The sequence below is a fragment of the Pelomicrobium sp. P1 genome, from assembly GCF_052805615.1.
Genome location: NZ_JBRBEM010000009.1, coordinates 131,245 through 146,498, shown reverse-complemented (window position 1 = coordinate 146,498; position 15,254 = coordinate 131,245). Strand labels below are relative to the sequence as shown.

Annotated in this window: 12 protein-coding genes and 1 tRNA gene; 10 read left to right on the top strand and 3 right to left on the bottom strand. The window is 68.8% G+C overall.

Annotated elements, in window-relative coordinates; genetic code table 11:
* Positions 1-95: 95 nt before the first annotated feature.
* The 5 genes from ACUVYZ_RS10625 to serS all read left to right on the top strand — a co-directional run bounded on the left by ACUVYZ_RS10625 (position 96) and on the right by serS (position 6,378).
* Positions 96-2,387, top strand: a complete 2,292-nt coding sequence (locus ACUVYZ_RS10625; protein ID WP_439934313.1) for a DNA translocase FtsK — start codon at positions 96-98, stop codon at positions 2,385-2,387.
* A gap of 68 nt (positions 2,388-2,455) precedes the next feature.
* Positions 2,456-3,046, top strand: coding sequence for a DUF4124 domain-containing protein (locus ACUVYZ_RS10620; protein WP_439934314.1), 591 nt, complete (start codon positions 2,456-2,458; stop codon positions 3,044-3,046).
* Positions 3,046-3,678 carry an outer membrane lipoprotein chaperone LolA gene (lolA, locus tag ACUVYZ_RS10615; protein ID WP_439934315.1) on the top strand — a complete coding sequence of 211 codons (633 nt, stop codon included), beginning with the start codon at positions 3,046-3,048 and terminating at the stop codon, positions 3,676-3,678. The genes ACUVYZ_RS10620 and lolA overlap by 1 nt, the downstream gene beginning before the upstream one ends.
* The gene (locus ACUVYZ_RS10610) at positions 3,665-5,029 is read left to right on the top strand and encodes a replication-associated recombination protein A (protein ID WP_439934316.1); all 1,365 of its coding nucleotides are present in this window, start codon (positions 3,665-3,667) and stop codon (positions 5,027-5,029) included. The genes lolA and ACUVYZ_RS10610 overlap by 14 nt, the downstream gene beginning before the upstream one ends.
* 65 nt (positions 5,030-5,094) lie before the next feature.
* Positions 5,095-6,378 carry a serine--tRNA ligase gene (gene serS, locus ACUVYZ_RS10605; protein ID WP_439934317.1) on the top strand — a complete coding sequence of 428 codons (1,284 nt, stop codon included), beginning with the start codon at positions 5,095-5,097 and terminating at the stop codon, positions 6,376-6,378.
* Between the two features lie 73 nt (positions 6,379-6,451).
* Here serS and mltF read toward each other — a convergent pair whose 3' ends face one another.
* Positions 6,452-7,840 (bottom strand): membrane-bound lytic murein transglycosylase MltF, encoded by a 1,389-nt coding sequence (gene mltF, locus ACUVYZ_RS10600; protein ID WP_439934318.1) that lies wholly within the window; start codon positions 7,838-7,840, stop codon positions 6,452-6,454.
* Between the two features lie 166 nt (positions 7,841-8,006).
* Complete coding sequence (locus ACUVYZ_RS10595) at positions 8,007-8,366, bottom strand: hypothetical protein (protein ID WP_439934319.1); 360 nt, start codon at positions 8,364-8,366, stop codon at positions 8,007-8,009.
* A 287-nt stretch (positions 8,367-8,653) separates the two neighbouring features.
* Here ACUVYZ_RS10595 and ACUVYZ_RS10590 point away from each other — a divergent pair.
* The 4 genes from ACUVYZ_RS10590 (at position 8,654) to mltB (ending at position 12,258) form a co-directional block, all read left to right on the top strand.
* Positions 8,654-8,746: transfer RNA gene (locus tag ACUVYZ_RS10590), tRNA-Ser, on the top strand.
* A 335-nt stretch (positions 8,747-9,081) separates the two neighbouring features.
* The gene (locus ACUVYZ_RS10585) at positions 9,082-10,167 is read left to right on the top strand and encodes a threonine aldolase family protein (RefSeq protein ID WP_439934320.1); all 1,086 of its coding nucleotides are present in this window, start codon (positions 9,082-9,084) and stop codon (positions 10,165-10,167) included.
* A 201-nt stretch (positions 10,168-10,368) separates the two neighbouring features.
* The gene (locus tag ACUVYZ_RS10580; RefSeq protein WP_439934321.1) at positions 10,369-11,022 is read left to right on the top strand and encodes a CDGSH iron-sulfur domain-containing protein; all 654 of its coding nucleotides are present in this window, start codon (positions 10,369-10,371) and stop codon (positions 11,020-11,022) included.
* A gap of 204 nt (positions 11,023-11,226) precedes the next feature.
* The gene (gene mltB / locus ACUVYZ_RS10575; protein WP_439934444.1) at positions 11,227-12,258 is read left to right on the top strand and encodes a lytic murein transglycosylase B; all 1,032 of its coding nucleotides are present in this window, start codon (positions 11,227-11,229) and stop codon (positions 12,256-12,258) included.
* Between the two features lie 2 nt (positions 12,259-12,260).
* On the opposite strand, the gene ACUVYZ_RS10570 is transcribed toward mltB, so the two are convergent.
* Positions 12,261-13,346 carry an ABC transporter ATP-binding protein gene (locus ACUVYZ_RS10570; RefSeq protein ID WP_439934322.1) on the bottom strand — a complete coding sequence of 362 codons (1,086 nt, stop codon included), beginning with the start codon at positions 13,344-13,346 and terminating at the stop codon, positions 12,261-12,263.
* Positions 13,347-13,456: 110 nt separating this feature from the next.
* Here ACUVYZ_RS10570 and ACUVYZ_RS10565 point away from each other — a divergent pair, with 110 nt between their 5' ends.
* Positions 13,457-15,148 (top strand): ABC transporter permease, encoded by a 1,692-nt coding sequence (locus tag ACUVYZ_RS10565; protein ID WP_439934323.1) that lies wholly within the window; start codon positions 13,457-13,459, stop codon positions 15,146-15,148.
* Positions 15,149-15,254: the final 106 nt, after the last annotated feature.

Here is a 15,254-nt window from a genome sequence, read left to right as displayed (position 1 = left end):
ATGGTGAAGCAATTTCCCTGGCCTGTCGAGCGGGCGCCGGTGGTCCGCGGTGGGTCCGGCCGATATAATCCGACGGTTTATACTGGCGGTATTCGATGCGCTTCCCGTCCAAGAGCATGGCCGACAAGGCCAGCGCCAACCCCCTGCCGCCCAAGATCGCGGCCCTGATCCGGGAGTTCTGGTGGCTGGTCATGGTGGGGCTCGCCGCCTACCTGGCCCTGGTGCTCTTCACCTACAGCCCCGCCGACCCGGCCTGGTCCCGCAGCGGTGCCGCAGGCCCTGTCCAGAACGCTGGGGGGTGGGTAGGAGCGTGGACGGCGGACATCTTGCTGTACCTCTTCGGCCTCTCGGCCTACTGGTGGGTGGTGTTTTTCCTCTTCGCCGTCTGGTGGGGCTACCGGCGCATCGAGACGGTGACCTTCCTGGATAAGCGCTCCTTCGCGGTGGGAGGGAGCGGCTTTCTCCTGCTACTCCTGGCCAGCAGCAGCCTGGAGGCCCTGCGCCTCCATAGCCTGAAGGCGGTCCTCCCTGCGGGCCCCGGGGGCGTGGTGGGCCAGGCCCTGGGGGAGGGGCTCGCCGCGGGGTTCGGCTTCACCGGCGGCACCCTGGTACTCCTCACCCTGATCGCGGCGGGATTGAGCCTGTTCACAGGGTTGTCCTGGATTCGGGTGGTGGAGGGACTGGGCGCTGGGCTCGAGTGGGCGTACCAGCACTCTAGGGAGGCCGTCGCCGCCTGGCGGGACCGCCGGGAAGGGCGGGAGGCGCGGGAGCGGCGGGAGGAGGCGCTGGAGGAGGAGCGCCGGCGCCGGGAAGCCGCCCAGCCCCTGCGCATCGAGGCGCCCACGGTGGAGATCCCCAAGTCCCAGCGGGTGGAGAAGGAAAAGCAGGTGCCCCTGTTCGAGCACCTCCCCGACTCCCTGATCCCGCCCCTGCACTTGCTGGATCCGGTGCTGGAAGACCGGGAGACGGTGAGCCCGGAGGTGCTGGAATACACCTCCCGCCTGATCGAGCGCCGGCTGGGGGATTTCGGCGTGGAGGTGAAGGTGGTGGCGGCCTACCCGGGACCGGTCATCACTCGCTACGAGATCGAGCCGGCGGTGGGGGTCAAGGGCAGCCAAATCGTCAACCTGGTGAAGGACCTGGCCCGGGCCCTGTCGGTGGTGAGCATCCGGGTAGTGGAGACCATTCCCGGCAAGACCAGCATGGGGCTGGAGATCCCCAATCCCCACCGGCAGGTGGTGAAGCTCGCCGAGATCCTAAGCTCCAAGACCTACGCGGACACCCCCTCCCCCCTCACCCTGGCCCTGGGCAAGGACATCGCCGGCAACCCCGTGGTGGCCGACCTCGGCCGCATGCCCCACCTGCTGGTGGCCGGCACCACTGGCTCGGGCAAGTCGGTGGCCATCAACGCCATGATTCTGTCCGCCGTGTACAAGGCGCCGCCTTCCCAGGTGCGGCTGATCCTCATCGACCCGAAGATGCTGGAGCTGTCGGTGTACGAGGGCATTCCCCACCTCCTCGCCCCCGTGGTCACCGACATGAAGCAGGCCGCCTCGGCCCTCGCCTGGTGCGTGGCCGAGATGGACCGGCGCTACAAGCTCATGGCCCAGCTCGGGGTGCGCAACTTGGCCGGCTACAACCACAAGATCCGGGACGCCCGCAAGGCGGGGGAGCCCCTCCTCAACCCCTTCCCCGTGGACCCGCAGAACTCGGAGCCCCTGGAGGAGATGCCCTTGATCGTCGTCTTCGTGGACGAGCTGGCCGATCTTATGATGGTGGTGGGGAAGAAGGTGGAGGAGCTGATTGCCCGGCTGGCCCAGAAGGCGCGCGCCGCGGGCATCCACCTGGTGCTGGCCACCCAGCGGCCTTCGGTGGACGTGATCACCGGCCTCATCAAGGCTAACATCCCGGCGCGCATCTCTTTCCAGGTGTCCAGCAAGGTGGATTCCCGCACCATCCTGGACCAGTCCGGGGCCGAGGCCCTGCTGGGGCAGGGGGACATGCTGTTCCTGCCCCCGGGCACGGGCTACCTCCAGCGGGTCCACGGGGCCTTCGTGTCCGACGCCGAGGTGCACCGGGTGGTGGACTTCCTCAAGCAGCACGGCGCGCCCCAGTACGTCCACGCGGTGCTGGAGGGCCCGGAGGAAGAAGGCCAGAACGGGAACGGGGGCAATTTCGAGGGCGAGGCGGATCCCCTCTACGACGAGGCGGTACAGATCGTGTTGCGCACCCGGCGGGCCTCCATCTCCCTGGTGCAGCGCCACCTGCGCATCGGCTACAACCGGGCGGCGCGGCTCATCGAGCAGATGGAGCGGGCGGGGCTGGTCTCCAGCATGCAGGCCAACGGCAACCGGGAAGTCCTGGTGCCGGACCGGGCGGACGATTGAGCTGCCGACACTTTCGCCGAGCCCGGGTGTCGAACGGCGTAGTCTCGTATTCCATGGGGGAGGCCGCCATGAACCGGACCCTCGTTTTTGCCGCCCTGGCCCTCGGTTGCGCCGGCGCGGCGGCGGAGCCTGCCTACAAGTGGAAGGACGCGAAGGGGGTGACCCACTACGGGGACACGCCTCCCTCGGGGGTGAGCGTCGAGCGGGTGATCGAGGACACCCGCTACCCGGTGAACCCGGAGGCCTGCCGCACCATCCGTTGCCAGTTGGACCGGATCCAGGCGAGCAAGCGGCTAGAGGCCGAGGCGGAAGCCTCCGCAGTTCGCGCCGATCCCTCCTGGGCCTCCCCTGCGGCCCGGGGCCTGCCCTTCGAGGTTTTCATCCACCTGCGGCGGGGCATGACCGAGTCCGAAGTGCTGGCCCGGGCTGGCCCGCCGGACCTGCAAACGGTGGAAGGGGTGGACGAAGTGCAGCAAACCCTGGCGGAGGCGCGGCCCGTGGGGCCGCGGGACGGGCGGGGCTTCTCCTCGATCAAGCTCATCGACAGCCGGATCTTGAAGACCTGGACCTATCTGCCCACGGCGAGCGACCCCTTCACCACCGTCATCACCTTCCGCGGCGGGCGGGTGGAGAACATCGAACGGATCAGGAAGTTCTGATGGTTTCCCGTTTCGTCCGCTGCCTGGTGGGGGGCGTGGTCGCCCTGCTCCCCTTGCTCGCCTGGGCCGGGGGGCTGGAGAAGCTTGACCGCTTCGTGGCCTCCACCGCGTCGGCCCGGGCCGAGTTCCAGCAGACGGTCCTGGACGCCAAAGGAACGACGGTGCAGCAGGCCCGCGGCACCATGGAGTTCCAGCGCCCGGGCCGCTTCCGCTGGACCTACGTGAAGCCCTACGAGCAGCTCATCGTGGGCGACGGGGAAAAACTCTGGATCTACGACCGGGACCTGAAGCAGGTCACCGTGCGCAGCCTCGGGGAAGCGCTGGGCGCCACCCCGGCGGCGCTGCTGGCGGGCAGCAACGACCTGCACGCGAGCTTCCATCTGAAGGAAGGGGGCAAGGGGCAGGGCCTCGAATGGGTGGAGGCGACCCCCAAGGCTCGCGAGACCCCGTTCCAGCGCATCCGTATGGGCTTCGACGGGGCGGGGACCCTGGTGGCGATGGAGCTGGAAGACGGCCTGGGCCAGACCACGGCGCTTAGGTTTTCCAACCTGCAGCGCAACCCTGCCATCGATCCCGTGCGCTTCCGGTTCGCGCCGCCGCCCGGGACGGACGTGATCGGTGAGGGCTCCTGAGCTCTTTCCCGAGCGGGAGCCGGCGGCTCCCCTGGCCGAGCGGCTGCGGCCCCGCACCCTGGACGAGGTGGTGGGGCAGGCCCACCTGCTGGGGCCGGGCAAGCCCCTGCGGCTCGCCTTCGAGTCGGGCAAGCTCCATTCCATGATCCTGTGGGGGCCGCCGGGGAGCGGCAAGACGACCCTGGCGCGGCTCATGGCGGGCGCCTTCCAGGCGGAATTCATCGCCCTCTCCGCCGTGCTCTCCGGAGTGAAGGACATCCGGGACGCCGTGGAGCGGGCGCGCCAGGTGCTCCAGTCCAGCGGTCGCCCCACGATCCTCTTCGTCGACGAGGTACACCGCTTCAACAAGGCCCAGCAGGACGCCTTCCTGCCCTACGTGGAGCAGGGGCTCATCACCTTCATCGGCGCCACCACCGAGAACCCTTCGTTCGAAGTGAACGGGGCGCTCCTCTCCCGCGCCCAGGTCTACGTACTCAAACCCCTCTCGGAAGAGGACCTGGCCCTCTTGCTGGAGCGGGCCCGGGCGCAGGCCTGCCCGGCCCTCGCCCTCTCCCAGGAGGCGCGGCGGCTCCTCACGGGCTTCGCCGATGGCGACGCCCGACGGCTGCTCAACCTCCTGGAGCAGCTCCACACGGCCGCGGCCACCGCGGGCGTTACGCAGGTGTCGGGAGAATTCGCCCGGGAGGCCCTGGCCCGCTCCGGGCGGCGCTTCGACAAGGGGGGCGACGCGTTCTACGACCAGATCTCCGCCCTGCACAAGTCGGTGCGGGGCTCGAGCCCCGACGCGGCCCTCTACTGGCTCGCCCGCATGCTGGACGGGGGCGCCGATCCCCTCTACCTGGGGCGGCGCCTGATCCGCATAGCGGCGGAGGACGTGGGCCTCGCCGACCCGCGGGCGCTGCGCATCGCCCTAGACGCGGTGGAAACCTACGAGCGGCTGGGCAGCCCCGAAGGGGAACTGGCGCTCGCGCAGGCGACCGTCTATCTCGCCTGCGCGCCCAAAAGCAACGCGGTCTACGCCGCGTATAATGAGGCTCGCGCGCTGGTGGCCCAGGACGCGTCGCGCCCGGTGCCGGAGCACCTGCGCAACGCCCCCACCCGGCTCATGAAGGCGCTGGGCTACGGGCGCGAGTACCGCTACGCCCACGATGAGCCGGAGGCCTACGCGGCGGGGGAGAATTACTTTCCCGAAGGCATGGACCCCCAGCGGTTCTACCGCCCCACCGGCTGGGGGTTGGAAGCGCGCATCGCCGAGCGGCTCGAGCACCTGCGCGCCCTGGACGCGCAGGCGAAGCAGGCGGGCGCAGCCAGGGACGGGGGCGCGGACAAAGGCCGCAAGCGAAAAACCTGAAACGCAAAGGGCGGGAAGGCGCTTCCTTTTTCGCCGCCTGCGTTTCGCTTTTCACCCTGGGATAAATGCTGGACATACAACTGCTGAGAAACGACCTGGAGGGCGTCGCTCGCCGCCTGGCGACGCGGGGGCTCCATCTGGACACGGAGACCTTCCGCGCCCTGGAAGCGGAGCGCAAGGCGGTGCAGACCCGCACTGAGGAGCTGCAGGCGGCGCGTAACCTGGCCTCCAGGCGCATCGGGCAGGCCAAGGCCCAGGGGCAGGACGTGTCCGCCCTCCTGGCCGAGGTGGCCGGCATGGGCGAGGAGCTGAAAGCGCTGGAAGCGCGGCTCGCCGACGTGCAGCGGCGCTTGAGCGATTTCCTGCTCACCGTGCCCAACCTGCCCCACGACACGGTGCCGGTGGGCCGCTCGGCGGAGGACAACGTGGAGGTGCGCCGCTGGGGCGCGCCCCGGGAGTTCCCTTTTCCGGTGCGCGACCACGTGGACCTGGGCGAGGGCCTAGGACTGCTGGACTTCGCCGCCGCTAGCAAGATCGCCGGCAGCCGCTTTGTGCTGATGAAGGGGGCGGTGGCGGCGCTGCACCGGGCCATCGCCCAGCTCATGCTGGACGTGCACACCCGGGAGCACGGCTATTCCGAGGTCTACGTCCCGTACATGGTCAATGCCGAGAGCATGCGGGGGACAGGGCAGTTGCCGAAATTCGAGGAGGACCTGTTCGCCGTTCCCCGAGGCGAGGAGAAGTTCTATCTCATCCCCACGGCCGAGGTGCCGGTCACCAACATCGTGCGCGACGAGATCCTGCCCCTGGAACGCCTGCCCCTCAAGTACGCCTGCCACAGCCCGTGCTTCCGCTCGGAGGCGGGCTCCTACGGCAAGGACACCCGGGGCATGATCCGCCAGCACCAGTTCGACAAGGTAGAGCTGGTGCAGATCGTCCATCCCCAGCGCTCCTACGAGGCGCTGGAAGAGCTCACCGGCCACGCGGAGGCGATCCTCAAGCGCCTCGAGCTGCCCTACCGGGTGGTGACCCTGTGTACCGGCGACATGGGGTTCGCGGCGGCGAAGACCTACGACATCGAGGTGTGGCTCCCGGGCGCCGGCGCCTACCGGGAAATCTCCTCCTGCAGCAACTTCGAAGCTTTCCAGGCCCGCCGCATGCAGGCGCGCTTCCGCAACGAGAAAGGCAGGCCCGAGCTGGTGCACACCCTGAACGGCTCGGGGCTGGCGGTGGGGCGCACCCTGGTGGCGGTGCTGGAGAACTACCAGCGGGCGGACGGGGGCATCGACGTGCCCGAGGTCCTGCGGCCCTACCTCGGGGGACTGAAAGCGATTGAGCCCGGGGCCTAGGAAGCCCGAGCTCCAGCGTTTCGTCCGCCGGCTGTTGTTCCGCCGCCTTCATCCCGATGGAATAACGGGTGTGCTATGGAAGCGCCTCTGCGTAGCCGGGCGCGTCCGCCGTTAGCGGCCGCTCCCGGGGCTCGAAGCGCTTGAGGATGTCGTAGTAGGTGCGCACGTTCTCCACCAGGTAAACCGCCTCTCCGCCGCGGGCGAAGCCGCGCTGCACCGTCATGTAGTGATCGGGCCGGGACAGAAGGGGCAGGCTCTGCCGCACGTCCATCCAGGCGTCGGGATCGAGCCCTTTGCGCTGGGCCAGGATGCGCCCGTCCTCCAGGTGGCCGAAGCCCAGGTTGTAGGCGGCCAGCGCTAGCCAGGTGCGATCCGGTTCCGGGATGCGCGCGGGCAGCGTTTCCTTGAGGACTAGGAGATACCTGGCTCCGGCGATGATGCTCTGGTAGGGATCCAGGCGATCCGTCACGCCCATGCGGTCCGCCGTCTCCTCGGTCAGCATCATCAGACCGCGCACGCCCGTGGGGGAGGTGGCGAGGGGATCCCATTGGGATTCCTGGTAGCCCAGCGCCGCGAGCAGGCGCCAGTCGATCCCGGTCAGCCGCTCCGCCTCCTGGAACCAGGGTCTGAGCGCCGGCAGCACGCTGCGCATCCTGGTGATTATGCCGTTGACATCCGCCGGCCTGAGCCGCCCGGCGTGGCCGTAATAGCGGTCCAGCAGCCGCTTGAGCGTTCCGTCCCGGGCGATGCGGGAGAAAAACTCCTCCGCTTTGGCGAGCAGCCGGGGGTCCCCTTCCTCGGGAAAGGCCCACGCCAGCGGCGTCGGCTCCCCCACGGTGAAGGCGCTCCCCACGTTCGGGTAGAAGTCGGTCGCCATCGCCACCACGTTGGAGCGGGCCACCGCGTAATCGAATTCACCGTCCGCCAAGCGCGCGAGGAGCGCCAGTCCGTCCTCCACGGGCATCTCCGACCAGGCCAGGGCGGCGTCGCGGGTCGCCGCATTGCGCAGGTTTTCGGCGCCGCCGCTGCCCGCCACCATGGCGAGGCGCTTGCCCAGCAGGTCGGCAACGCTGCGCGGTCGCGGTTGATCGGTCCGGTAGACCACTTCGAAGCGCACGGTCTGGTAGGTCGGTCCGAAGCGGACCCAGGCGCCCGGCGGCGTCAAGGCGGGGATTCCCGCCGCCGCCAGGTGGGCCCGGCCTTCCTCCAGCGTCTTGAAGAGCTGAGCCGCGTCGGTCATGAAAACGTAGCGCACGGCAAGCCCTAGCTCTCCGGCGAAGGCGGCGACCAGGTCGTGCTCCAGGCCCGCGTAGTTGCCGTCCGCATCCTCGTACACGGCGGTGGGGCTGTTGATCGTGACCACCACCAGGGTGCCGTGCTCCAGCGCCGAAGGAAGCCGAGGCGGCGCCTCGCTGCAAGCCGCGCATAACACGACGGCGGGAATGATGGGGTGCAGTCGCATGAAGGGAACGCGGGATTTTCATTCCATTTTGGCACCTGGCACCCGGCGCCGAAAGACGCGGTGCAGCAATTCGCCGCGCGGATTTGTCAAAAAACGTCAAACGAAGACGATGGCGTGCCGCTACGGGAAGCGGCGCGGCGGGCTGTGCCCTCCGTCGCGAAGCGGCTCAGGCCTTGGAGCTGGCGCGGCGGCGGCGTTCCACCGCGGGCGGAATGTTCCGCTGCCGGCGGTCGGCGAGGCCGGCGCGGCGAATCAAGTCCAACCAGAAGGCGTCGCTGCTCTCCGATTTGAACTTGAGATAGAGCGCGACCTCTTCCGGATAAGCGTTGGGCGAGCCCAGGCGCGCGAGATGGTTGCTCGGCTTCTCTCCCGGCAGCGGAGGCGTGGTATCGGAGATCCACGCTCGCATGATGGTCTGCCACAGGGCGCGGTAGAAGGGATCGTCCGCCTCCTCGAAGCCGTACTGCCACTTCAAGAAGGAGATCTCGGCGGCGGTCAACTGGTCGGTGCGGAAGTGGATGCTCATCGGTTCCTCTCCTTCTGTGCCTCCCATGAATTCGATGGCCTGGCCTGACCGAGACCGTTCCTCGAACGCTCGATTGCCGTCCTCAAGATAATATGGAATCGTTCTTGCATCAATGGCCTGCCTCGAGCCGGACTTTCCACGAAAGCGCCGCTCCCCTCCTCTGGGGTGGCCTCTGCACCGCGCCATCCTCCCGAGTCCCCCGGGAAATGTCCGGGTTGACCGCAAGCCCCGCAGGGGCGGCTCCGCGTTCCGTGTGCCCCGGGTTCGCTGTTAAAATGTTCTCCCGTGGAGAGGTACCGAAGCGGTCATAACGGCGCCGACTCGAAATCGGATGGTCGGGTAAAACCGGCACGTGGGTTCGAATCCCACCCTCTCCGCCAACCAAAACACCCCACCAGGGGGTGTTTTGGTTGGCGAAGGGTGGGTACGCAGAATCCGCTTCGGGTTCGACCAGCCGAGCACCGCTCGGCTGGGACGTCACGAACGCAGCGAGTGGCGGGCCCGAGCCTCGCGAGGGCCGAGGCTTTCGCGGAGGCAACGCGAAAGCCGAGCAATCCCACCCTCTCCGCCAGAATCGAAATAGCCCCCGCAGTGGGGCTATTTCGATTCTGAGGGATGGGTGTGTGGACGAGCCGCCCGGGTTCGACCAGCCGGGCACCGCTCGGCTGGAACGTCACGAGACGAAGGCAAGGGCAGGCCAGAGGAGGGCATGGGCATGAACGGCGGCCCCATGAATCAAGGCGTCCCGGGAAGCGTCGTGGACCTGCGTTCCGACACGGTGACGAAACCGACGCCGCAGATGCGCGAGGCGATGAGGACGGCAGAAGTGGGCGACGACGTCTATGGGGAGGATCCTACGGTGAACGCCCTGGAGCGGGAGGTGGCGGCACTGCTGGGCAAGGAGGCCGCCGTGTTCACGCCGTCCGGGACCATGGCGAACCAGATCGGCGTGCTGCTCCATACGCGGCCCGGGGAGTCGGTCATTTGCGAGGAAGGCTCCCACGTGTTCGTCAATGAAGCGGGCGGCGGCGCGGCGCTGGCCGGCGTCCAGTTCGATCTCATCCCGCTGGCGGAGCGGATGTCCGACGAAGCGATCGAGGCCTGCTACCGTCCCGAGGAGCTTCACGCAGCGGCGTCCGCGCTCCTGGTCGTGGAAAACACCCACAACCGCGCCGCCGGCCGCGCCCTCGGCAAGTCAGAAGTCGCCCGCATCGTGGCCAAGGCGCGCTCCCTGGGGCTCAAGACCCATTGCGACGGCGCCCGACTGTGGAACGCGGCCGTCGCCACCGGCGATTCCGAGCGGGCGCTGGCGGCGGGCTTTGACACCGTGGCGGTGTGTTTTTCGAAAGGCCTGGGGGCGCCGGTGGGTTCCGCCATCGCCGGGACCGCAAGCGCCATGGTCCGCGCGCGCAAGCTGCGCAAACGCCTGGGCGGGGGCATGCGCCAGGCGGGTATTCTTGCGGCGGCGGCGCTCCACGGCCTGGGGCAGCGGGCTCGGCTCGCCGAAGACCACCGGCGGGCCCAGGCGCTGGCGGCCGGTTTGCGCGCGCTGGAGGGCGCGGTGGGACGGGTGATCGTGGAGATTCCGGATCCTGCGACCAACATGGTGTACTGGCGCGTGGAGGGCGACGACGGCGACCGGCTGGTACGCGCCCTGGAAGCGCAGGGCGTGCGCATGCTGCACCTGGGCGGCGGCTGGCTGCGCGCCGTCACCCATCTGGAAATCACGGACGCGGCCGTCGATCGCGCCCTCGAGGCGGTGAGACGCGCGTGCGCGGCCCGACCGCCGCAGGCTGCTTGACGTAAAGCCTGCACGGGCCCACGGACGGGTCGCCCGGCACCTCGCAGCCCGATCGGTGACCCGCACCTGTTCGCTGGAGTCGGGCGCGTATCCCGATTATGGGCGCGGTGCGCGGCGGGACGCTCTATGCCCGGCTTGTTCTGTGTGCCGGCTGGAGCGATACTGCCATCACCGTGAGCCGTTACCGCAGGAGGGCTCGGCATGAAGACCAACGTCAAGTCCTATTCCTCTCCGGAAATCGAGGTGCGCTACGACGTGGCGCGCTGCATCCACGCCGCCGAGTGCGTGAAGGGCTTGCGGCCGGTGTTCGACCCGGACCGCAAACCTTGGATCGATCCCACCCAGGCCGACGCCGAGCGCATCGCCAGCGTGATCGAGCGCTGTCCCTCGGGGGCACTCAAGTACGTCTTCAAGGACGGCCGCCGCACGGAGACCGCGCAAACGGCCTGTCGGGTGACGGTGGCGGTGGACGGGCCGCTCTACGCCCGGGGCGAGCTCAAGGTGCTGGCTCCCGACGGGCGGGTGCTGCTCGAGGACACGCGCATGGCCCTGTGTCGCTGCGGCCAGTCGGCGAACAAGCCCCTGTGCGACGGGTCCCACGAAAAGGCCGGCTTCAAGGACCCGGCCCGGGTGCCGCCGCCGTCCCAGGCGATGGCGCCGTCCCCGAGGGGCGGGCCGGTGGTGATCCGGCCGCGGCAGGACGGGCCTTACCTGTTCCAAGGGGGCTTCACCCTGGCCGGGGCCGGCGGCGAGGCGTACCAGGTTTCCGGTGTGGCCCTGTGCCGTTGCGGCCACTCGGCCAACAAACCCTATTGCGACGGAAGCCACAAACGGGTCGGGTTCAAATCCGATTGACCCGGACTTTTCGCGAGGAGCTTGGGAGGGTGGGCGGATTGAGGCGCCGTCGCGGCAAGGGCCTTGCCGTCGATGCCGGCGGCGCCGGCTGGTAAGCTTATGCTCGGGGAGCGGCCGCGCGTCAGGCGGAGCGGTTCCCATCGATCGAACCAAGCGAGAGGAGACGACGCGTTGAAGGGAATCGGGAGAAGGGTCTTGGCGGGAATGGTGCTGGGGGCGGCGCTCCAGTGGACCGCGGCGCTTGCGGGCGTCGCGGCCGCGCCGGAAGAGCCGCAGCAGGGCTTCCCGGCCCGGGCGCTGGAGGACTTCGCCCAGCGCGTGGCTCAGAAGCACGGGATCGATCGGGGGGAAGTTTCCCGGGTGCTCGGCCAGGCCCAGTTCCAGCCCCGGGTGATCGAGCTGATCACCCGCCCGGCGGAGTCCAGGCCTTGGGTCGAGTACCGAGAGCTGTTCATCACGCCCAAGCGCATTGTGGGCGGCGTGGAATTCTGGAACGATCACGCCGAATCCCTGACCCGTGCCCGGGTCCAGTACGGGGTGCCCGAGGAAATCATCGTGGCCATCATCGGGGTCGAGACCCTGTACGGGGAGCGCACCGGCAGCTACCGGGTGCTGGACGCCCTGGCAACACTGGCGTTTGGCTTCCCCCGCCGCTCGGCCTATTTCACCGGGGAACTGGAGAACTTCATCCTCCTCGCCCGGGCGAACGGCCTAGATCCCTCGAGTCTGCTCGGCTCCTACGCGGGCGCCATCGGCATTCCCCAGTTCATGCCGGGAAGCTATCTCGCCTATGCCGTCGACTTCGACGGGGACGGGAAAGCGGATCTTTCCTCAAGTCCCGTAGACGCCATCGGCAGCGTGGCCCACTACCTGAGCCGGCACGGCTGGGCGCAGGGCGAGCCGGCGGCGGTACCGGCAAGCCTGGCGCGGCCCGGCGCGGCGCAGGCGGACGCGAAGCCGCGGCGCACGGTCTCCGAGTTGCAGGCGGCGGGGGTACAGCCCCTGGGAACGGTGGCGCCGGAGGCGAAAGCGGCGCTCCTCGAGTTCGACGAGCGGGACGGAAAGCGATACTGGCTCGGCCTGCCCAACTTTTTCGTGATCAAACGTTACAACAACAGCGACTTCTATGCCATGGTGGTGAGCCAGTTGGCCGAGGAGGTCAAGGCGTTGCGGGAGGCGATGCGCCGGCCCCGTCCCATGGACGCCGTCGGCACGGCTTCCAAGCCGGCGCAGTGAGCTCAGGCGCGCGCCTCGTCGTGGCGAAACGCCACCACGTGGTCCGCTTCCAGGCGGATGCCGATCTTCTCGCCGATGCGGTGGTTGTGGTGGCTGGGTACCAGGGAGAGCACCTGGGCGCCGCTCTCGAGCCGCAGGGTGTAGAGGATTTCCGCGCCGCGGAACGCCTTGTGTAACACCTCGGCCTTCATGGGGCTCGCGTCGTCGTGCACCACGTCGTCCGGGCGCAGCAGCACGTCCACGTAGCAGTTGCGGGCGCAGGCGTCGCAGCTCGTCGCCTCGGCGCACTCGTGGGGGATTTCTCCCCGCAGCACGCCCAGCTCGATTTTCACCTCCCGCGGGCTCAGCACCTGGCCGGGCAGGAATACCCCCTGGCCGACGAAGTCGGCGACGAAGCGGTTGGCGGGCTTGTGGTAGAGGTTGTACGGGGTGTCCCATTGCTCGATGCGGCCTTCCCGCATGATGCCGATCTCGTCCGCCATGGCGAAGGCCTCGTTCTGGTCGTGGGTGACCAGGACGGCGGTGATGTGGCGTTTTTTCAGCAGCTCCCGCACTTCCTGGGACAAGCGCGAGCGCAGGTCCACGTCCAGGTTGGAAAAGGGCTCGTCCAGGAGCAGCAGGTCGGGCGCCGGCGCCAGGGCCCGGGCGAGTGCCACCCGCTGCTGCTGCCCGCCCGAGAGCTGGTGGGGAAAGGCGTCTCCCAGGGATTCGAGACCCACCACCTCCAGCAGCTCGGCCACCCGGCGAGCCCGTTCCCGGGCGGGAAGCCCCCTCAGGCCGAAGGCTACGTTCTCGGCGACGGAAAGGTGGGGGAAGAGGGCATAGTCTTGGAACACCATGCCCACGCGCCGGCGCTCCGGCGGCACGCGGAAGCCGGGGCGGGAGACCACCACCCCGTTGATGGCGATCTCCCCAGCCGCCACCGGCTCGAAGCCGGCGATGCAGCGAAGTACCGTGGTCTTGCCGCAGCCGCTGGCCCCCAGCAGGCAGCCGATAGCCCCCCGCCGGAGGCTTAGGGAGAGCCCCTGCACCACGGGCTGGTCGCCGTAGGCGTGGTGCAGGTCGCGGATTTCCAGGAGAGCGGCCATCAGCGTTCGTGTCGATCGGGGGCAATCCTGAAGCGCCAGGAAGATGCCGGCCGGCGCTCAGGTCGCTGCTATCATTGTAATTGATCTCATTTTCAATCACAGAACCGCTCGTGCAGGCGCTGAAAACCTTAAGCCCGTTGAACCTGGCCGCTTTGGCCCTCGCCGTGCTGGCCGTCGTGCCCGTGGCGAGCGTGCTGGTCCACGTGTTCCTGCCCGCGCCGAGCGATGCCTGGTCCCATCTCGCCGAGACGGTGCTCCCGGACTACGTGGCCAACACGTTGTGGATGATCGCGGGCGTGACGGCGGGGGTGGTCAGCATCGGCGTCACTAGCGCCTGGCTCACCACCATGCACGAATTTCCCGGCCGGCGCTTCCTGGAGTGGGCCCTCATCCTGCCGCTGGCCATGCCGGCCTACGTGATGGCCTACGCCTATACCGACTTCTTCCAGGTGAGCGGGCCGGTCCAGACCTGGCTGCGGGAGGTGACCGGCTGGGGTCCCCGGGACTACTGGTTCCCCGAGGTCCGCTCCCTGGGCGGGGCGGTCGCCATGTTCGCCTTCACCCTCTACCCCTACGTCTACCTCCTAGCCCGCACCGCATTCCTGGAGCGCTCGGCGGCCATGGTGGAGGCGGCCCGCACCCTGGGCCACGGGCCGTGGAGTTGCTTCTTCCGCGTCTCCCTCCCCATGGCGCGCCCCGCGGTGGCGGCGGGGGCCGCCCTCGCCCTCATGGAGGCGGTGGCCGATTACGGCACGGTAGCCTACTTCGGCGTGCCCACCTTCACCACCGGCATCTTCCGCACCTGGTTTTCCATGGGGGACCGGGTGGCGGCGGCCCAGTTGGCGGCCTCCCTCCTGGGCTTTGTCCTTCTGATCCTGCTGGTGGAGCGACTGAGCCGGGGACGGGCGCGCTTTTACAACACCAGCCAGCGGGAGAAAGCCCACACCCGGCACCGGCTCTCCGGGGTGCGGGGGGCGATGGCTTTCCTGGCCTGCGCGGCGCCCCTGGTCTTCGGCTTCCTGCTGCCGGCGGGGGTCCTGGCCCACCTGGCCGTGGGGGAGGGGGGGCTTTACTCGGCTGGGCGTTTCTTCACCCTGGCGCGCAACAGCCTCATGCTGGCGGCGGTGACGGCGGTCCTGGCGGTGGCGCTTTCGTTGCTCTTCTCCTACAACGCCCGGCTTCATCCGGGACCCCTCGCCCGGAGCTTGAACCGCCTGGTCTCCCTCGGCTATGCCGTGCCGGGCATCGTCATCGCGGTGGGCGTGCTCATTCCCCTCGCCCGGTTCGATAACGCCCTGGATGCCTGGATGCGCGCCACCTTGGGCGTTTCCACTGGGCTGCTCCTCACCGGGACCATGACGGCGCTGGTGTACGCCTACCTAGTGCGCTTCCTCTCGGCGGCGCTCCACACGGTGGAGGCGGGCCTCACCAAGGTGCGCCCGACCATGGACGACGCCGCCCGCAGCCTCGGGGTGGCTCCCCTCGAGACGCTCATGCGCGTGCACGCGCCTATGCTGGCGCGCAGTCTCCTCACCGCCGGGCTGCTGGTATTCGTCGACGTAATGAAAGAGCTGCCGGCAACGCTGGTCATGCGCCCCTTCAACCTGGATACGCTGGCGACCCAGGTGTACAACCTGGCCGCCGACGAGCGACTGGCGGAGGCGGCCCTGCCGTCCCTGGCCATCGTCGTCGTGGGGCTCGTGCCCCTCGTCATCGTGGCGCGCCAGATCGCCCGGGCGGCCCAGCCCACCGGCGTGTCGGCCGCCGCGGTGCTCCCTGAGCAGGGATTCCAGCGGATGTGAGTTCCTTGAGCGCAAAGGGTTCCGGGCACGGGAGCCGCCGCGCCTGGCCGGCATCCCATGGGTTGACATAAAGACATACCATAAATATAAGCATGCTTTGACGTAT